Genomic DNA, 14,710 nt, shown 5'->3' with positions numbered 1-14,710 from the left:
TTCGCCGCCTGCAAGGCGATTCGCCGGGACCCTTCCAAAAATCGCTGGAATCTCAAAGAAAATCGCGCGGAAGCCGCCGCCATTGGCGTCCCTCGCCTACGGCAACAGCAGTCGGCGTACACCCACGGCTGGAAACAGCGCGCGCGACGACCGTGACTGCGATCGCATCAACTGGCTTTAGGGGAGACTGGAGCGGGTAGCGGGAATCGAACCCGCGTATTCAGCTTGGAAGGCTGCTGCTCTACCATTGAGCTATACCCGCGGGATGGTCCGATCCAATGACGAATGGTGGAGAGAGTTGGATTTGAACCAACGTAGGCTGAGCCAACGGATTTACAGTCCGTCCCCTTTAACCACTCGGGCATCTCTCCAGTTTTTCGTCCGGATCTTGAAGACCAAGTTCGTCAGACTTCGAAGCGTTGCCGCCCGTCGTCTGCGCCGCGTATATGACCGGAGCATTTCCGTCTGTCAACACGATGACAATGGAAAAAACACGAAAAATTTCATTCGACGCCGAAAGCCGGCACATGAAAGAAAGCCTATGCGGCAGCGAACGCCATGGCTATAAAGCCGCATGAGCAAAGACAACAAATCCGGCGGCAAGACCGCGACAGACCCATCCGCCAAGGATACGCACTACGCCAATCTGAGGCGCGCCCACCGCGACGCCAAGCGCGAACGCGGCGAGATCCCGACACCCCAGCCACAGAAGCGCCGGCGGGGAGCTGAGGACTGGAAGCCGCCGGTACTCGCGCCCGACCAGGTCTATCTCTATGGCCTGCATACGGTGCGCGCTGCTCTCGACAATCCGGAGCGCAAGAAGATCAAGCTGTTTACGACGCAGAATGCGCTCGCGCGTCTGGAAATCGACGTCGAGACGCTAGGCATTCCCTTCGAAATCGTCTCGCCGCACGAGATCGACAAGGTGCTCGGTCCCGAGGCGATCCATCAGGGCGTCATGCTGGAAACGCGGCCGCTACCGGTGCGCCGGCTCGAAGCGCTGAAGGACAGCCCTCTCCTGCTCGTGCTCGACCAGGTCACCGATCCGCACAATGTCGGCGCGATCATGCGCTCGGCCGTCGCCTTCAATGCCGGGGCGGTTATCACCACCCAGAGACATAGCCCGACCGAGTCAGGTGTGCTCGCCAAGTCCGCCTCCGGCGCCCTGGAACTGATACCTTATATACAGATCACCAACCTCGCCGAGGCGCTTGGCGAATTGCACAAGCTCGGCTTCTCCACCATCGGCCTCGATTCGGAAGGACCGGCGCCGCTCGAAGGCACCTTCTCCGGCGACAAGGTGGCGCTGGTGCTCGGCTCGGAGGGCAAGGGGCTCAGGCAGAAGACGCGCGAAACCGTCAACGCGCTTGCCCGCCTCGACATGCCGGGCGCAATCAAGTCGCTGAACGTCTCGAATGCAGCGGCGATTGCGCTTTATGCGGCGCGGCTCTATCTGAAGCCATAAGCGGGGCAACAGGCGACCAGATCAATTCCAACGACCGCAGTCGTCACGCCAAGGGGGAAGTGTCATGATCCGTTTCGTCGTCCGGCTTCCGGCTGCGGCAGCTGCCCTCCTTGCCTGTGGCCTGGCCCAGGGGCAGGAGATCGATGCCGATATTCTCAAAGCGCAGGCAGGGACCTATCTCCTTGCCCCGCAAGACGGCCGCGCGGGATGCCGGATGACGCTTGAAACCGGTACGGCGATCGGCGGCCATTCGCTGTCCGGCCAGGAGGCCTGCACTAAGCCGCTGCCGGCGCTTCCGAGTCCTATGCCTGGAATTTCGACGGCAATGGCGGTCTCATTCTGATCGACGCGACGCGCAAGGTCATCGCCCGTTTCGTCGAGAACGAAGGTTCGCCGATGAAAACGGAAGACGAAACACCGCTCCTGCTGGTTTCAGCACCCGATGGTGTCGATCGCCTGCCGACCTTCAGGAGCCTTGCCGGGACATGGGCGATGCAAAGACCGGGCGGCGACAAGCTCTGCAGCGTGACACTCGACGCCACCGTCGATACGGACGGCCACGCCCCCTTGTCGCTTTCCAAAGACTGCGCCGCCAATGTCGCCAGGCTCAAGCTCGCCGTCTGGAATATCGACGGTTTCGGGCTGACGCTGATGAGCCATGATGGTTCATCGCTCAGCTTCGACATGCGCGCCGACGGTAATTTCGACAAGTCCGGCGAAGAAGGCGGCAAGCCGCTTTCGCTCGTGCGCCACTGATCCCGGCTGAGGGCTCGATCCGGAGAAATCCACTTTTTGCCTTGGAATGACCTTCTGGAGCATTATGATCTGGCGGCGATCGATCCGTAACGACCGGTCACAAGCAAGAAGGAGCGATTCCCATCATGGCCATTCGACCGCTGATTTTCGGTATCCTCTTCATCGCGGCCTTTGTGGGAATCATCCTCAGCATCATCTGGGTGGACACGTCGCATCCCGTCCACCAGCCCGATCCCCTGTCGCCGACGGCGCCCGGCCCCGCGACGCCGGGACCGGTGCAATAGGCGAGAGGAACGCGGACGGCGATTGCGCGTTAATCCCACCGAACGGGGATTGAACGCTTATGCGCATAATGATCGCCATCGTCGCTGTCATGGTCGCCTCCGTGCTCAGCATCGCCATGATGTCACCTTCCGGTGCCGGACAGACCGGTAACGGCGACAGAATCGAGGCAAGAGTCAACGAATCCATCACGCATTGAAACCGGGAATGGCGAGTGGCTGGGACCGACTATCCTCAGCTGCGATAGAATCGCGGCATGTCGCGATCATATTGGCGCCACTCGCGACGCTCTTCCCAGCGCCACGGCCGCCAAGGGCGGCGTTCATAGCGCCATTCGCCAGCGGTCGTGTGGCCAGCTGTCATGAATCTGGACGATGTCGCTTTGCACGGATAGCGCCGATCGGTCGACAGGCATGGCGGCGGCGGGCGCAACGGCAGCAAAGGCCGCGCCGAGGGACATGGCTGCGGTCAGGAAAATAGGCGCGAACTTCATGGCTGCTTCCTCATTGACGATGAGGAGACACTGCGCCAACACGACTGAATTGCTGCTGAAGCAGTCCTTAGATAGAGTTCATCAAGGAAAAGCGCCGGAGCATTATCGGAACCAGTCCGCCTTCGTTCCCAACGGAACTACGACGCGACAGCCTTCGCTTGGCCGCCCTCTTCGGCTCGCCGAGCCGAAGCTCACAGAGCAGGCTGGTGCCCCCGGCAGGGTTCGAACCCGCGACCCCCTGATTACAAATCAGGTGCTCTACCAACTGAGCTACAAGGGCAATAGCTGCCCAACTAACAGATTCTGCGATCCTGTAAAGGAAAATCCGTGCCGGCGCAGACAGTCGGCGTGGATCCAAAACGCCTTGTCGTGCAAAACGGCCTTGTCGCAACTGCCATTTATCCTTTAGCTAGAGCAGCTTCACAAAGGGCATTGTATGGGCCGTTCATTCCAGACGCTTTCCTTTATCGCCTCGCCGACGATGGAGGCGCTCGCAGCGCGCGAAGAGCTGATTCGCATCTATGGCGACGTTCCGCAGGACAAGGCTGATGTCATCGTCGCACTGGGTGGCGATGGCTTCATGCTGCAGACGCTGCACAGCACCATGAACTCGGGCAAGCTGGTCTACGGCATGAACCGCGGCTCGGTCGGCTTTCTGATGAATGACTACAGCACAGAACGACTTCAGGAGCGTATCTGCGTCGCCGTCGAAAACGCTTTCCGCCCCTTGAAGATGACCACGGCCAATGCCGACGGTACCAATTCGACAGCGCTCGCCATCAACGAGGTCTATCTTTTTCGCCAGTCCTATCAGGCAGCCAATCTGAGAGTCGTGGTCGACGGACGCGTGCGTCTGGAGGAGCTGATCTGCGACGGGCTGATGGTGGCCACCCCAGCCGGATCAACGGCCTATAATCTTTCCGCCCATGGCCCCATCCTGCCGCTCGAGGCGCCCCTGCTCGCCATGACGCCGGTCAGCGCTTTCAGGCCGCGGCGCTGGAGGGGCGCCCTGCTTCCGAACAGGGTGACTGTCGATATCGACGTGCTCGAGCCGGTGAAGCGGCCGGTGAATGCGGTGGCGGACAATACGGAAGTCAAATCGGTGCTGCATGTCCGCATCGCCCAGTCGGAGCATATGACGGCGCGTATCCTCTCCGATCCCGACCGCTCCTGGTCCGACCGCATTCTCGCCGAGCAGTTCAAGGATTGAGATGATGGCAATGCGCCTGACATTGATGACCACGATTTTCCTCGTCGGATGCTCGGCCGCGATCGCCGCTCCCACGCAGGACGTCATCCTGCCGGCTTCGGTGATTTTCGCGACCAGCACCGGCTACTGGGAGAACGACGGCAACGCGCCTGATGTCGAGCGGGCGCCCACCACTGCCGAAAGCGTTTCCGACTCCCAGGAAAAGAGCCATGGTTACTATAAGCTCTTTGCCGTGCGTCAGCCGGACAGGACCTCGAAAGTCTATCTTCAACAGATTGCCCAGACCGAGACCGGTCCTGCGATTGCCTCAACCATTGAGCTGCAGGAGATCAGCGACCTGAAGCCTTACGTGACCGATATCCGCCCCGAAAACTCGAGCGGCATCATCAAGCAACCCGGCCTCTTTGCCACGATCTATCTGAAGACCGATCCCGCGGCCGAGCCGGACGGCTGGACCGTGCTGATCGACGAACTCGGCGACATCACCATCGAGAAAGCAACCAATTGAGCAGCGAGACGCTGTTTTCCAGGCGACAAGGATGAAGCTCGGCTTTCGCGAGGGCGTCCTCTACGATGACCGGAGACCGGACTGGGACGCAGCCGGCCCAAGGCCCGTCCGCTGGTCGCTATGGTATCCGGCTGCCGATGACGCGCGGGAATGCGAGACTCAGGAGAGAAGCTGGTTTCGGAAGGCGGCGGTCGCTCGCGACGCACCAATTCGGCCTTCAGACCGGCCCTATCCCCTCGTCCTGCTGTCACACGGCACCGGCGGTTCTGCGGCCGCACTGGAATGGCTGGCGCGACGCCTGGTCGATCGCGGATTTGCAGCGCTCGGCGTCGATCATCACGGCAATACGGGCAGTGAGCCTTATCGCACGGAAGGGTTTGCCTGTCTCTGGGAGCGGGCTCCGGATCTGAGCTTGATGCTCGACCGCTGTCGCGACTGGCTTGACGATCTTGCCGGTCGGATCGATGCAGACCGTGTATTCGCGGCCGGATTCTCGGCCGGAGCCTATGGCGTCATGCTGCTTCTCGGCGCCGTCACCCAATTCTCGCAGTTCGAACCGTCACGGCTGAAGCCAGGTGGTCCGCACGGCCCGAGGGAATATCCCGACCTCGCCGATCATATCCCCTCACTGCTCCGCACCAGCGATGTTTTTCGCAAATCATGGTCCCGCATGTCGCGATCCTATCGCGACGACAGGATCGCAGCGGCGGTCCTCTGCGCACCGGGTCGCTCCGTTCTCAGCTTCGGCGCGGAAAGCCTGAAAACTGTCGTGGCGCCTACTCTTATCCTTGTCGGCGATGCCGACAAGGCGGCACCGGCCGAGGAATGTTCTTCATGGCTGCATGAGCGGCTGACCGGAAGCGCGCTGAAGATCTTCGGCGGCGGCCTCGGGCATTATGTCTTTGTGCCGGAGGGCACCGGGCTCGGCCTTGCCTTTGCCGCCGAGCTCTTCACCGATCCGCCGGGCATCGAACGGGGGGCCGTTCATGACGAGATTGCCGCTCTATCGGCAGCGCTGTTCCACGACGGCGACACCGGAGCGATAGGCTGAACAAAAAAGCCCTGTTTCCAGGGCTTTCCGATTTCTATAGTGCTGAATTATCAGTCGACATCCTCGACGACCGCGTCGGCGGCGCCGCTGATGCGATGGGCAAGGGCCGCTTCCATGAATTCGTTCAGATCGCCGTCGAGCACGTCGTCCGGAGCGGTGCTGGCGACGCCGGTGCGCAGGTCCTTGACCAACTGGTAGGGTTGCAGCACGTAGGAGCGGATCTGGTGACCCCAGCCGATATCCGTCTTGGAAGCGGCTTCGGCGTTGGCGGCCTCCTCGCGCTTCTTCAACTCTGCTTCGTACATCCGGGCACGCAGCATTTCCCAAGCCTTGGCGCGGTTCTTGTGCTGCGAACGCTCCTGCTGGCAGGCCACCACGATCCCGGTCGGGATATGGGTGATGCGCACGGCCGAATCCGTCGTGTTGACGTGCTGGCCGCCGGCGCCCGACGAACGATAGGTGTCGATGCGGCAATCGCTTTCGTTGATGTCGATGTTGATCGAGTCGTCGACGACCGGATAGACCCAGATCGACGAGAAGGACGTGTGGCGGCGCGCATTGCTGTCGTAGGGGGAAATGCGCACCAGACGATGCACGCCCGATTCCGTTTTCAGCCAGCCATAGGCGTTGTGGCCCTTGACGAGCAAGGTGGCGGACTTGATGCCGGCCTCTTCGCCATCATGGACTTCGAGAAGCTCGACCTTGAAGCGCTGGCGTTCCGCCCAACGGGTGTACATGCGCAAAAGCATGTTCGCCCAGTCTTGGCTTTCGGTGCCGCCGGCGCCGGAATGGACTTCCAGATAGGTGTCGTTGCTGTCGGCCTCGCCGGACAGCATCGCCTCCACCTGGCGGCGCGCAGCCTCGGCCTTCAGCGCCTTCAAGGCATCCTCGGCCTCTTTGACGACGCCTTCGTCGCCTTCTTCCTCGCCCAGTTCGACCAGCTCGACATTGTCTTTCAGCTGCTGTTCCAGCTGCCGGACGCCGTTAACGCCGTCATCGAGCTGCTGGCGCTCGCGCATCAGCTTCTGCGCTTCCTGCGCATCGTTCCAGAGGTTCGGATCCTCTGCCTTGTTGTTCAACCAGTCCAGTCGTCTTATCGCCTGGTCCCAGTCAAAGATGCCTCCTCAGCAGGGTGATAGCCTGCTTGGTTTCATCGACCACGTTTTCGATTTCCGCTCGCATTTTCCTGCTTCTCTGTAACGGTCTTCTTCAAGTGCTGGTGACATAGAGACGCCCGCCGCGGATGTAAAGAGCCGGGGCGGGCTTCTAAAATCGGGTGAGGGCTCAGAAGAGTCCTGGCGTGCCGGTCTGAACGGCCTGGTTGGCCTGCGGCGAGGTTTTCAGGATCTCCTCCGGCGCCATGGTGCTGTCCATGCCGATGACGGAGAAGCTGTCGGCAGGTCCGGTGCCGGGCTTGAAGGCCTCGACGATCGTGTTCGGATCGCCGTCGGCGGCGGCCATGCCGGTCTTGCGGTCGATCGGGATCAGGTTCATGCCCTGCGGAATGACGAACTTCGATTCCGGCATGTCCTTGACGGCGGCCTGCATGAATTCGTTGAAAATCGGGGCGGAGAGACCGCCACCGGTGCCGCCGCGGCCGAGCGGGGCCGGCGTATCGAAGCCCATATAGAGGCCGGCGACCAGATCCGGGGTGAAGCCGACGAACCAGGCATCCTTCTCGTCGTTGGTGGTGCCGGTCTTGCCGGCGACGTCGCGACCGCTGAGATCGATCTTGCCAGCGGCAGTGCCGCGCTGGATGACGCCCTGCATCATCGAGGTGATCTGGTAGGCGGTCATGGGGTCGAGAACGGTTTCGCGGTTGTCGACGACGTTGGGCTCTTCCTGGTTCTGCCAGTCGCCGGCATTGCAGCCCTCGCAGAGGCGCTCCTCATGCTTGAAGATCGTCTTGCCGTAGCGGTCCTGGATACGGTCGATCAGCGTCGGCTTGATCTGCTTGCCACCATTGGCAATGACCGAATAGGCCGAGACCATGCGCAGCACTGTCGTGTCGCCGGCGCCGAGCGACATCGAGAGAACCGGCAGCATGTGATCGTAGATACCGAAGCGTTCGGCATATTCGGCAACGATATTCATGCCGAGATCGTTGGCGAGGCGGACCGTCATCAGGTTGCGCGAATGCTCGATGCCCGAGCGCAGCGTCGACGGGCCGCCGACTTCGCCGCCGTAGTTTTCCGGCTTCCAGACCTGGCCACCCGAGACGATCTCGATCGGCGCGTCCATGATGACGGAGGCCGGGGTATAGCCATTGTCCATCGCAGCTGCGTAGACGAAGGGCTTGAAGGAGGAGCCCGGCTGGCGCATCGCCTGGGTGGCGCGGTTGAATTCGGACTGAGCATAGGAGAAACCGCCGACCATGGCGAGCACGCGGCCGGTCTTCGGATCCATGGCGACAAGGCCGCCCTGTACCTTGGGGGGCTGGCGCAGACGGTAGGAGGTCGACGCGTCGTCACCGAGCTTCTCGACATAAACGACATCGCCCGGGCTCAAGACACCGGCCGGCGATTTCGCCGTCTTGCGGGAGCCATCCGCCGAACGGTAGGCCCATTGCATGTTCTTGGCGTCGATGGTGCCGCGCAGACGGTCCGCCGCAACCTTGCCGCTCCCCTCCTTGGCCGGTTGCAGGCCGATGTCGACGTTGTCGTCGGAGACGGAGAGCACGACGGCCAGGCGCCATTCCGGAACGTCGGACAGCGCGGGAATATCGGCAAGCGCCTTGCCCCAGTCGCCGCTTGCGTCGATCTGCTTGACGGCCCCATGGAAACCGCGGCGCTCGTCATAGGTCACGAGGCCATCCTGCAGCGCCTTGCGCGCGGCGAGCTGCATCTGCGGATCGAGCGATGTGCGCACGGAAAGGCCGCCCTCGTAGAGAACTTTCTCGCCATATTGGTCGATCAACTGGCGGCGCACGGCCTCGGCGAAGTAATCGGACGCGAAGAGCGATGGTCCGTTGCTGCGGGCGGTGACGCCGAGCGGCTGCTTCTTGGCTTCCGCGCCGTCGCTCTGGCTGACATAGCCGTTCTCGACCATGCGATCGATAACCCAGTTGCGACGCTCGAGCGCCGCCTCAGGATGGCGGAAAGGATGATAATTGGCCGGACCTTTCGGCAGCGATGCCAGATAGGCGGCCTCGGCGACAGTCAGCTCCGTAACCGACTTGTTGAAATAGGTCAGCGCCGCGCCGGCGATGCCATAGGAATTCATCCCGAAGAAAATCTCGTTCAGGTAGAGTTCGAGAATCTTGTCCTTGCTGTAGGCCTGCTCGATACGGAAGGAGAGGATTGCTTCCTTGATCTTGCGGTCGATCGTCTGGTCCGAGCTCAATAGGAAGTTCTTGGCCACCTGCTGGGTGATCGTGGAAGCGCCGACAGGACGGCGACCCGAACCGAAATTCTGCAGGTTGACGAGGATTGCGCGGCCGAGACCAGTGAGGTCGACCCCCGGATGGTTGTAGAAATTCTTGTCCTCGGCCGACAGGAAAGCGGCCTTGACGCGGTCGGGAATGGCCTGGATCGGCAGGAAGAGACGTTTTTCCTTGGCGTATTCGGCCATGAGAGCGCCGTTGCCGGCATGGACGCGGGTCGTCACCGGCGGCGCGTAACTGTTCAGAACGGCATAGTCCGGAAGATCCCTCGCGACATTGGCGAGATAGATGGCAATGCCCGCCGCCGCGACCAGAAACAGGACGCAGGCCATTCCGAAGAAATATCCAAGAAGTCTAAGCATATTTTCAGCTACCGGTCTCTTCGATCTACAATCGGCGCGGACGCAACGATTGCACAGATCGAGACAATTTGCACGTTGCGCGCGGCTTACTCCATGAGCGCTACCGCCACAAGCCGATTCCGCGCCTCAAGCTAGGAAACATAAGCCGGAGTAACGGCGCGAATGTGAGCAAAATAGGGCTCTGCCCGCCGCAATCACTGCCTCGGCAGCGTTTCATCGGGACTGTCACATCGAAGCAACGCCCTTCCCGGGCGACAAACCGAACCGCGCCGCTCAGAACGTGATTGAACGGATGCGTCCAAGTCACTGTTTTCATGGATCTCGCCTGAGCGAACCCATTAAAATATCCGGGCGGCGTTCTTCAGCCGCCATTCGCCACGACGCCGGTGCGGTATCGCTTCACCGCCTCGGTCAGAAGATCGGCGATCCTGGTGCGCCAGGTTTCGTCGAGCAGCAGTTTTTCGTCTTCGGCATTCGACAGGAACCCGAGCTCGAGCAGGATCGACGGCACGTCGGGCGCCTGCAGCACGCGGAAGCCGGCGTGGCGATGCGGATTGTTGATGGTGCCGATCTGGTCCTTGAAGGAATTCAGCACGCTCTCGGCCAGCGAAATCGAGAAGGCCTGCGTCTCGCGCCGCGTCAGATCGAGCAGGATGTCGGCGACCTCGGGCGGCTCGGCGACCGTCTCCTTGCCGGCGATCTGGTCGGAAAGGTTTTCGCGCTCGGCAAGGTCGGCTGCGAGCTTGTCAGAGGCCTTGTCCGAGATCGTATAGACCGTCGCGCCGCGGATATCCTTCTGTTTCAGCGTATCGGCATGCAATGAAATGAACAGGCCGGCATGGTTCTGGCGGGCGATCAGCACGCGCTGGGAAAGCGACAGGAACTCGTCGTCACTGCGCGTCAGGAACGCCTTGATGCCCGGCTCCTTGTTCAGCCGGTCGGCCAGGGCCTTGGCGAAGGCAAGCGTCACTTGCTTCTCTTCGGTCTTCGTGTCGACGCCGATCGCGCCGGTATCGATGCCGCCGTGGCCGGCGTCGACGGCAATGACAAAATCGCCGGGGGCGGTTTTTTCTGGCGCCGGAATGGCGCTCGTCGTCTGGGCCGCGTCGGTCCGATCGTCCCAGGATTGTGTCTTGACCAATTCGGCAAAGGCCTGTTTGTCGATCATCTCGGCATCGAGCACCAGGCGATGGCCCCTGCCCGCCTCGTCGGCTTGCACCTTGGCGAGCGAGAGCTTCACCGGCCTTGCCGTTGTCAGCACGATGCGGGCGCTCTCATCATCCATCTTGCCGTAGCGGATATCCTTGAAGAGGCCGCGGGCGGCCAAATCCTTCGCCGGAAATCCAAAGGCGGTGGCTGACAGATCGACGACGATCCGCTCCGGATTGGCGAGATAATGGACGGAGAAACGCGGTTCGCGGTCGAAATCGATGACGATACGCGTCCTGGCATCATCGCCGATGATGCGCGCCCCATAAGCGAGCAGCGGATCCTTCGTCTCGGCCGAACCCGCGAGGCCGGGCAGGAGGCAACCTGCAATGAGCACCGCCGTCTGAACCCGCCTAGCCAATGTCGATCGCCGCGTTGCGAACTGCGCCACGATCCGAGCCCTCTTAAACAATAAACCGCCACACCCTATTTATACCGCGATGGACCTGATATGGCCGGAACGGACGCCCGAGAGCGAAACGCCTTGCCGCCTGCCGAATCGCGGTCACCTGCCCCCGGTTTCTATGCGATTCGAAATCCATCAATATTATGGCACATTTGGCTTTTCCCTTGCTATTGTGACAGAGAAAACATACAACGCATTTTAGGGTAGAAGTGTTGACGGGATAGAGTCGCCGCAAGGGCTGCCAGCCAGATCTGGACCTGGCGCCACATCGGTCATCGTCCGCCGTCTCATGCGCTTCAACCCGAGAACTGGATCCTGATTTTCCGGCATCTGTCGGAACTTCATTGGTGGATCAGCCACCACGCTCTCAGGGAGCAACCTCATCGGACCCGAACCGGGTCTTCGTATTTGTCGATCACGCTTGGTTGTTGATGGTTTCGCAGCAGGTTTTATCTGAAGTGCACAGGCCCCGGACCGAAACGGTTCCGGCTGCGGTCTGGCTGCTGCTCTCCCCTTCGCGTCAAGCGCGACTTTCATTATCCGGCGCGGCCACGGTGGACCGCATTCTTTCTGTTTCAACAGCAGTCGGGAATGCGCTCTCGCGGCCACGCCGAGGAGCACAGCTTACATGGCAGACAAAATGCTTATCGATGCGTCTCACGAGGAAGAGACGCGCGTCGTTGTCGTTCGCGGGAACCGCATAGAAGAATTTGACTTCGAGTCGCAGCACAAGAAGCAGATCCGCGGCAATATCTATCTTGCAAAGGTAACGAGGGTCGAGCCCTCGCTGCAGGCCGCTTTCGTCGATTACGGCGGTAACCGGCACGGCTTCCTGGCCTTCGCCGAAATCCATCCCGATTACTACCAGATCCCCCTCGCCGACCGTCAGGCGCTGCTTCGGGCCGAGGCCGAGGAGCACCGTCGCGACGAAGACGTCGAGCACGTCGAAACCGCGCCGATGGTCGATCTTTCGACCCAGGATCAGCCGGATGTCGGCATCGTGCCCACAGAGGCACCGGCTGCCGTAACGGAAGAGGCCGCGCCGGAAGAGATTGCCGTAACGGCAGAGGTGGCAGGATCACCTGAAGCCGCCGAGGAAGCGCCGGCCAAGAAGGCAAGGCCGCGCCGGAGCCGCAAGAAGGTTGCCGAAACGACGGCGACGGAAGACGCCGTTCCGACAGACGTCGAAGCGGAAGGCGCTTCGGGTGTCGACAACGACGATGACGCCCCTGCCGGCGGCACGATGGCCGCGATGGTGGAAACCGACACGATTTCCGAGGACATCGACACCAGCAAGCGTCGCCACGATGACGACGACGACGACGATGATCACGGCGAAGAGGAAGTCATCGAATCCGTTGGCGCCGAAGACGCAATGGAAGAGGTGCCGGACCGCGTGCAGCGCAAGCCGCGCAAGCAGTACCGCATCCAGGAAGTCATCAAGCGCCGCCAGATCCTGCTGGTTCAGGTCGCCAAGGAAGAGCGCGGCAACAAGGGTGCCGCTCTCACCACCTATCTCTCGCTTGCAGGCCGCTATTCGGTTCTGATGCCGAACACAGCGCGCGGCGGCGGCATTTCCCGCAAGATCACCAATCCGCAGGACCGCAAGCGCCTGAAGGAAATCGCCCGCATGCTCGAAGTGCCGCAAGGCATGGGCGTTATCCTGCGCACCGCCGGCGCCAACCGCACCAAGGTCGAGGTCAAGCGTGATTTCGAATATCTGATGCGCCTGTGGGAAAACGTCCGCACGCTGACGCTGGCGTCGACCGCTCCCTGCCTCGTCTATGAAGAAGGCTCGCTGATCAAGCGCTCGATCCGCGACCTCTACAACAAGGATATCGGCGAGATCATCGTTGCCGGTGAGGAAGGCTATCGTGAAGCGAAAGACTTCATGAAGATGCTGATGCCGAGCCATGCCAAGGTGGTTCAGCCCTACCGCGACATCCACCCGATCTTCTCGCGCTCCGGCATCGAGGCCCAGCTCGACCGCATGCTGCAGCCGCAGGTAACGCTGCGTTCCGGCGGCTACCTGATCATGAACCAGACGGAAGCGCTGGTTTCGATCGACGTCAACTCCGGCCGCTCGACGCGCGAACACTCGATCGAGGACACTGCGCTGCAGACGAACCTCGAAGCCGCGGAAGAAATCGCCCGCCAGCTTCGCCTGCGCGACCTCGCCGGCCTGATCGTCATCGACTTCATCGACATGGAAGAAAAGCGCAACAACCGCGCCGTCGAGAAGAAGCTGAAGGAATGCCTGAAGAATGACCGCGCCCGCATCCAGGTCGGCCGGATCTCGCATTTCGGCCTGCTCGAAATGTCGCGCCAGCGCATCCGCGCTTCGGTTCTCGAATCGACGACCCAGGTCTGCTCGCATTGCGGCGGCACCGGCCACGTCCGTTCACAGTCCTCCGTCGCCCTGCATGTGCTGCGTGGCATCGAGGAATATCTGCTCAAGAACACGACGCACAACATCACCGTGCGCACGACGCCTGACATCGCGCTCTACCTGCTCAACCACAAGCGCCAGACGATCGTCGATTACGAAGCGCGTTTTGGCGTAGCGATCATCATCGATGCCGATGGTTCGGTCGGCGCGCAGCACTTTGCGATCGACCGCGGCGAGCCCGTCGAAAACCCGGTCAAGATCGAAAGCCTCTTCAACTTCGCAGCCATCCCCGAGGATGAGGACGACGACATCGTTATCGAGGCTGATGAGGAAGAAGACGAAGAACTCGAGGAAAAGGCTGCCGCGACCGAACGTCCCGCTGCGGCGCGTTCGGAAGGCGAAGCTGAAGGCAACCGTAAGCGCAAGCGTCGCCGCCGCCGTCGTGGCCGCAACGGCAATGCCGAGCAGCCGGCAGCCGCTGCAGGCGAAGCCGGCGACGAAGAGGAAGATGGCGACGACGAGGGCGCTGAGGGCGACGAAACCGCCGCCGCTGCACCCGAGAGCCGCGCCGAAAACGAGGAATCGCAGCGCCGCAAGCGCCGGCGCCGCGGCAAGCGCGGCGGTCGCCGCAACCGGGAGGACGGGTCCGAGCTGACGGCGAATGAAGCCGGCGAAGATGGCAGCGAGGATGAAGACGACGGCACTTCGGATGACGTCGCTCCCGGTGAAGCCGCAATTGTCGAGACGGTTGCCGAACAGGCCAGGGAGAGCCAAGCTGTAACGGCTGCCGTCGAGGACGTGGGTGTCGTCGCCGAAGAGGTAAAGCCTGCCCGTGGCCGCGGCCGCCGGAAGCCCGCCGCAGCGCCGGTCGAAGAACCGGTAGCGGAAGCGGCACCAGCCGTAGAAGCAGAGCCGGAGGTGGTCGAAGCCTCGGCCGATCTCGCAACGCCCGCGCAGGAGGAAGCAAAGCCGGTTCGCGCCAACCGCGAATCCAATATTTCTTCCTCAGAGCCGACGGTGAAATCCACCCGCAGCGAAACAACCGAAAGCGATGACAGCAAGCCGAAGAAAGCCGGCTGGTGGCAACGCCGTGGCTTCTTTTGAACGCTGATTTTCGGACGTAAATGACGATAATCCGGCCGTGGCGACGCGGCCGGATTTTTGTTTATGGCGGCAGCATCAGCATTGATCTTGAAC

General features: G+C 61.6%; 11 protein-coding genes, 3 tRNA genes and 1 pseudogene. 8 read left to right on the top strand and 7 right to left on the bottom strand.

All coding sequences use genetic code 11. From position 1 onward, the window contains the following. Positions 1 to 188 precede the first annotated feature (188 nt). Together HJB91_RS23540 and HJB91_RS23535 are read right to left on the bottom strand one after the other, a co-directional pair. Positions 189 to 262, bottom strand: a tRNA-Gly gene (locus tag HJB91_RS23540). 24 nt (positions 263 to 286) lie between these two features. Beyond that, positions 287 to 371: transfer RNA gene (locus HJB91_RS23535), tRNA-Tyr, on the bottom strand. 203 nt (positions 372 to 574) lie between these two features. On the opposite strand from HJB91_RS23535, the gene rlmB reads away from it, so the two are divergent. The 4 genes and pseudogenes from rlmB (at position 575) to HJB91_RS23515 (ending at position 2,702) form a co-directional block, all read left to right on the top strand. After that, positions 575 to 1,465, top strand: a complete 891-nt coding sequence (gene rlmB / locus HJB91_RS23530) for a 23S rRNA (guanosine(2251)-2'-O)-methyltransferase RlmB (RefSeq protein WP_221155983.1) — start codon at positions 575 to 577, stop codon at positions 1,463 to 1,465. Positions 1,466 to 1,529: 64 nt separating this feature from the next. Next, positions 1,530 to 2,221: pseudogene (locus tag HJB91_RS23525) on the top strand (AprI/Inh family metalloprotease inhibitor). A 125-nt stretch (positions 2,222 to 2,346) separates the two neighbouring features. Next, entirely contained in the window at positions 2,347 to 2,505 is a 159-nt protein-coding gene (locus HJB91_RS23520) for a hypothetical protein (protein ID WP_164517777.1), read from the top strand. A 59-nt stretch (positions 2,506 to 2,564) separates the two neighbouring features. Further along, positions 2,565 to 2,702: a hypothetical protein gene (locus HJB91_RS23515; protein WP_210628254.1), complete on the top strand. Its 138-nt coding sequence runs from the start codon at positions 2,565 to 2,567 to the stop codon at positions 2,700 to 2,702. Between the two features lie 123 nt (positions 2,703 to 2,825). On the opposite strand, the gene HJB91_RS23510 is transcribed toward HJB91_RS23515, so the two are convergent. Both HJB91_RS23510 and HJB91_RS23505 read right to left on the bottom strand, forming a co-directional pair. Next, complete coding sequence (locus tag HJB91_RS23510; RefSeq protein ID WP_409079592.1) at positions 2,826 to 2,996, bottom strand: hypothetical protein; 171 nt, start codon at positions 2,994 to 2,996, stop codon at positions 2,826 to 2,828. 204 nt (positions 2,997 to 3,200) lie between these two features. Then, positions 3,201 to 3,276, bottom strand: a tRNA-Thr gene (locus tag HJB91_RS23505). A 156-nt stretch (positions 3,277 to 3,432) separates the two neighbouring features. Here HJB91_RS23505 and HJB91_RS23500 point away from each other — a divergent pair. Genes HJB91_RS23500 through HJB91_RS23490 form a run of 3 tightly spaced genes read left to right on the top strand, consistent with a single transcriptional unit; the run spans position 3,433 to position 5,765 of the window. Beyond that, positions 3,433 to 4,206, top strand: coding sequence for an NAD kinase (locus tag HJB91_RS23500; protein ID WP_221147453.1), 774 nt, complete (start codon positions 3,433 to 3,435; stop codon positions 4,204 to 4,206). Positions 4,207 to 4,210: 4 nt separating this feature from the next. Next, positions 4,211 to 4,714, top strand: a complete 504-nt coding sequence (locus tag HJB91_RS23495; RefSeq protein ID WP_221147454.1) for a hypothetical protein — start codon at positions 4,211 to 4,213, stop codon at positions 4,712 to 4,714. Between the two features lie 31 nt (positions 4,715 to 4,745). Next, positions 4,746 to 5,765, top strand: a complete 1,020-nt coding sequence (locus HJB91_RS23490; RefSeq protein WP_221155982.1) for a serine aminopeptidase domain-containing protein — start codon at positions 4,746 to 4,748, stop codon at positions 5,763 to 5,765. A 50-nt stretch (positions 5,766 to 5,815) separates the two neighbouring features. Here HJB91_RS23490 and prfB read toward each other — a convergent pair. The 3 genes from prfB to HJB91_RS23475 form a co-directional block, all read right to left on the bottom strand. After that, positions 5,816 to 6,947, bottom strand: a protein-coding gene (gene prfB / locus HJB91_RS23485) for a peptide chain release factor 2 (protein ID WP_210628257.1) whose coding sequence is annotated in 2 segments (ribosomal slippage) — positions 5,816 to 6,877 and positions 6,879 to 6,947 — 1,131 coding nt in all. Because the reading frame shifts where the segments join, the coding sequence is not laid out codon by codon here. Between the two features lie 102 nt (positions 6,948 to 7,049). Continuing rightward, positions 7,050 to 9,509 carry a penicillin-binding protein 1A gene (locus HJB91_RS23480; RefSeq protein ID WP_210628258.1) on the bottom strand — a complete coding sequence of 820 codons (2,460 nt, stop codon included), beginning with the start codon at positions 9,507 to 9,509 and terminating at the stop codon, positions 7,050 to 7,052. 361 nt (positions 9,510 to 9,870) lie between these two features. Beyond that, positions 9,871 to 11,130: an N-acetylmuramoyl-L-alanine amidase gene (locus HJB91_RS23475; RefSeq protein ID WP_221155981.1), complete on the bottom strand. Its 1,260-nt coding sequence runs from the start codon at positions 11,128 to 11,130 to the stop codon at positions 9,871 to 9,873. A 622-nt stretch (positions 11,131 to 11,752) separates the two neighbouring features. Between HJB91_RS23475 and HJB91_RS23470 the strand changes: the two genes are divergently transcribed. Next, positions 11,753 to 14,617 carry a ribonuclease E/G gene (locus tag HJB91_RS23470; protein WP_221155980.1) on the top strand — a complete coding sequence of 955 codons (2,865 nt, stop codon included), beginning with the start codon at positions 11,753 to 11,755 and terminating at the stop codon, positions 14,615 to 14,617. Positions 14,618 to 14,710: the final 93 nt, after the last annotated feature.

This window comes from Rhizobium sp. NLR10b, assembly GCF_019685435.1.
GTDB lineage: Bacteria > Pseudomonadota > Alphaproteobacteria > Rhizobiales > Rhizobiaceae > Rhizobium.
Note: the sequence above shows the minus strand (reverse complement) of the source record. Positions and strands in the feature narration are given on the sequence as shown.

Coding starts and splice junctions, on each gene's coding strand:
- HJB91_RS23470 (WP_221155980.1), top strand. CDS start 11,753: ATGGCAGACAAAATGCTTATCGATGCGTCTCACGAGGAAGAGACGCGC.
- rlmB (WP_221155983.1), top strand. CDS start 575: ATGAGCAAAGACAACAAATCCGGCGGCAAGACCGCGACAGACCCATCC.
- HJB91_RS23510 (WP_409079592.1), bottom strand. CDS start 2,996: ATGAAGTTCGCGCCTATTTTCCTGACCGCAGCCATGTCCCTCGGCGCG.
- HJB91_RS23520 (WP_164517777.1), top strand. CDS start 2,347: ATGGCCATTCGACCGCTGATTTTCGGTATCCTCTTCATCGCGGCCTTT.
- HJB91_RS23480 (WP_210628258.1), bottom strand. CDS start 9,509: ATGCTTAGACTTCTTGGATATTTCTTCGGAATGGCCTGCGTCCTGTTT.
- HJB91_RS23515 (WP_210628254.1), top strand. CDS start 2,565: ATGCGCATAATGATCGCCATCGTCGCTGTCATGGTCGCCTCCGTGCTC.
- HJB91_RS23495 (WP_221147454.1), top strand. CDS start 4,211: ATGGCAATGCGCCTGACATTGATGACCACGATTTTCCTCGTCGGATGC.
- HJB91_RS23500 (WP_221147453.1), top strand. CDS start 3,433: ATGGGCCGTTCATTCCAGACGCTTTCCTTTATCGCCTCGCCGACGATG.
- HJB91_RS23490 (WP_221155982.1), top strand. CDS start 4,746: ATGAAGCTCGGCTTTCGCGAGGGCGTCCTCTACGATGACCGGAGACCG.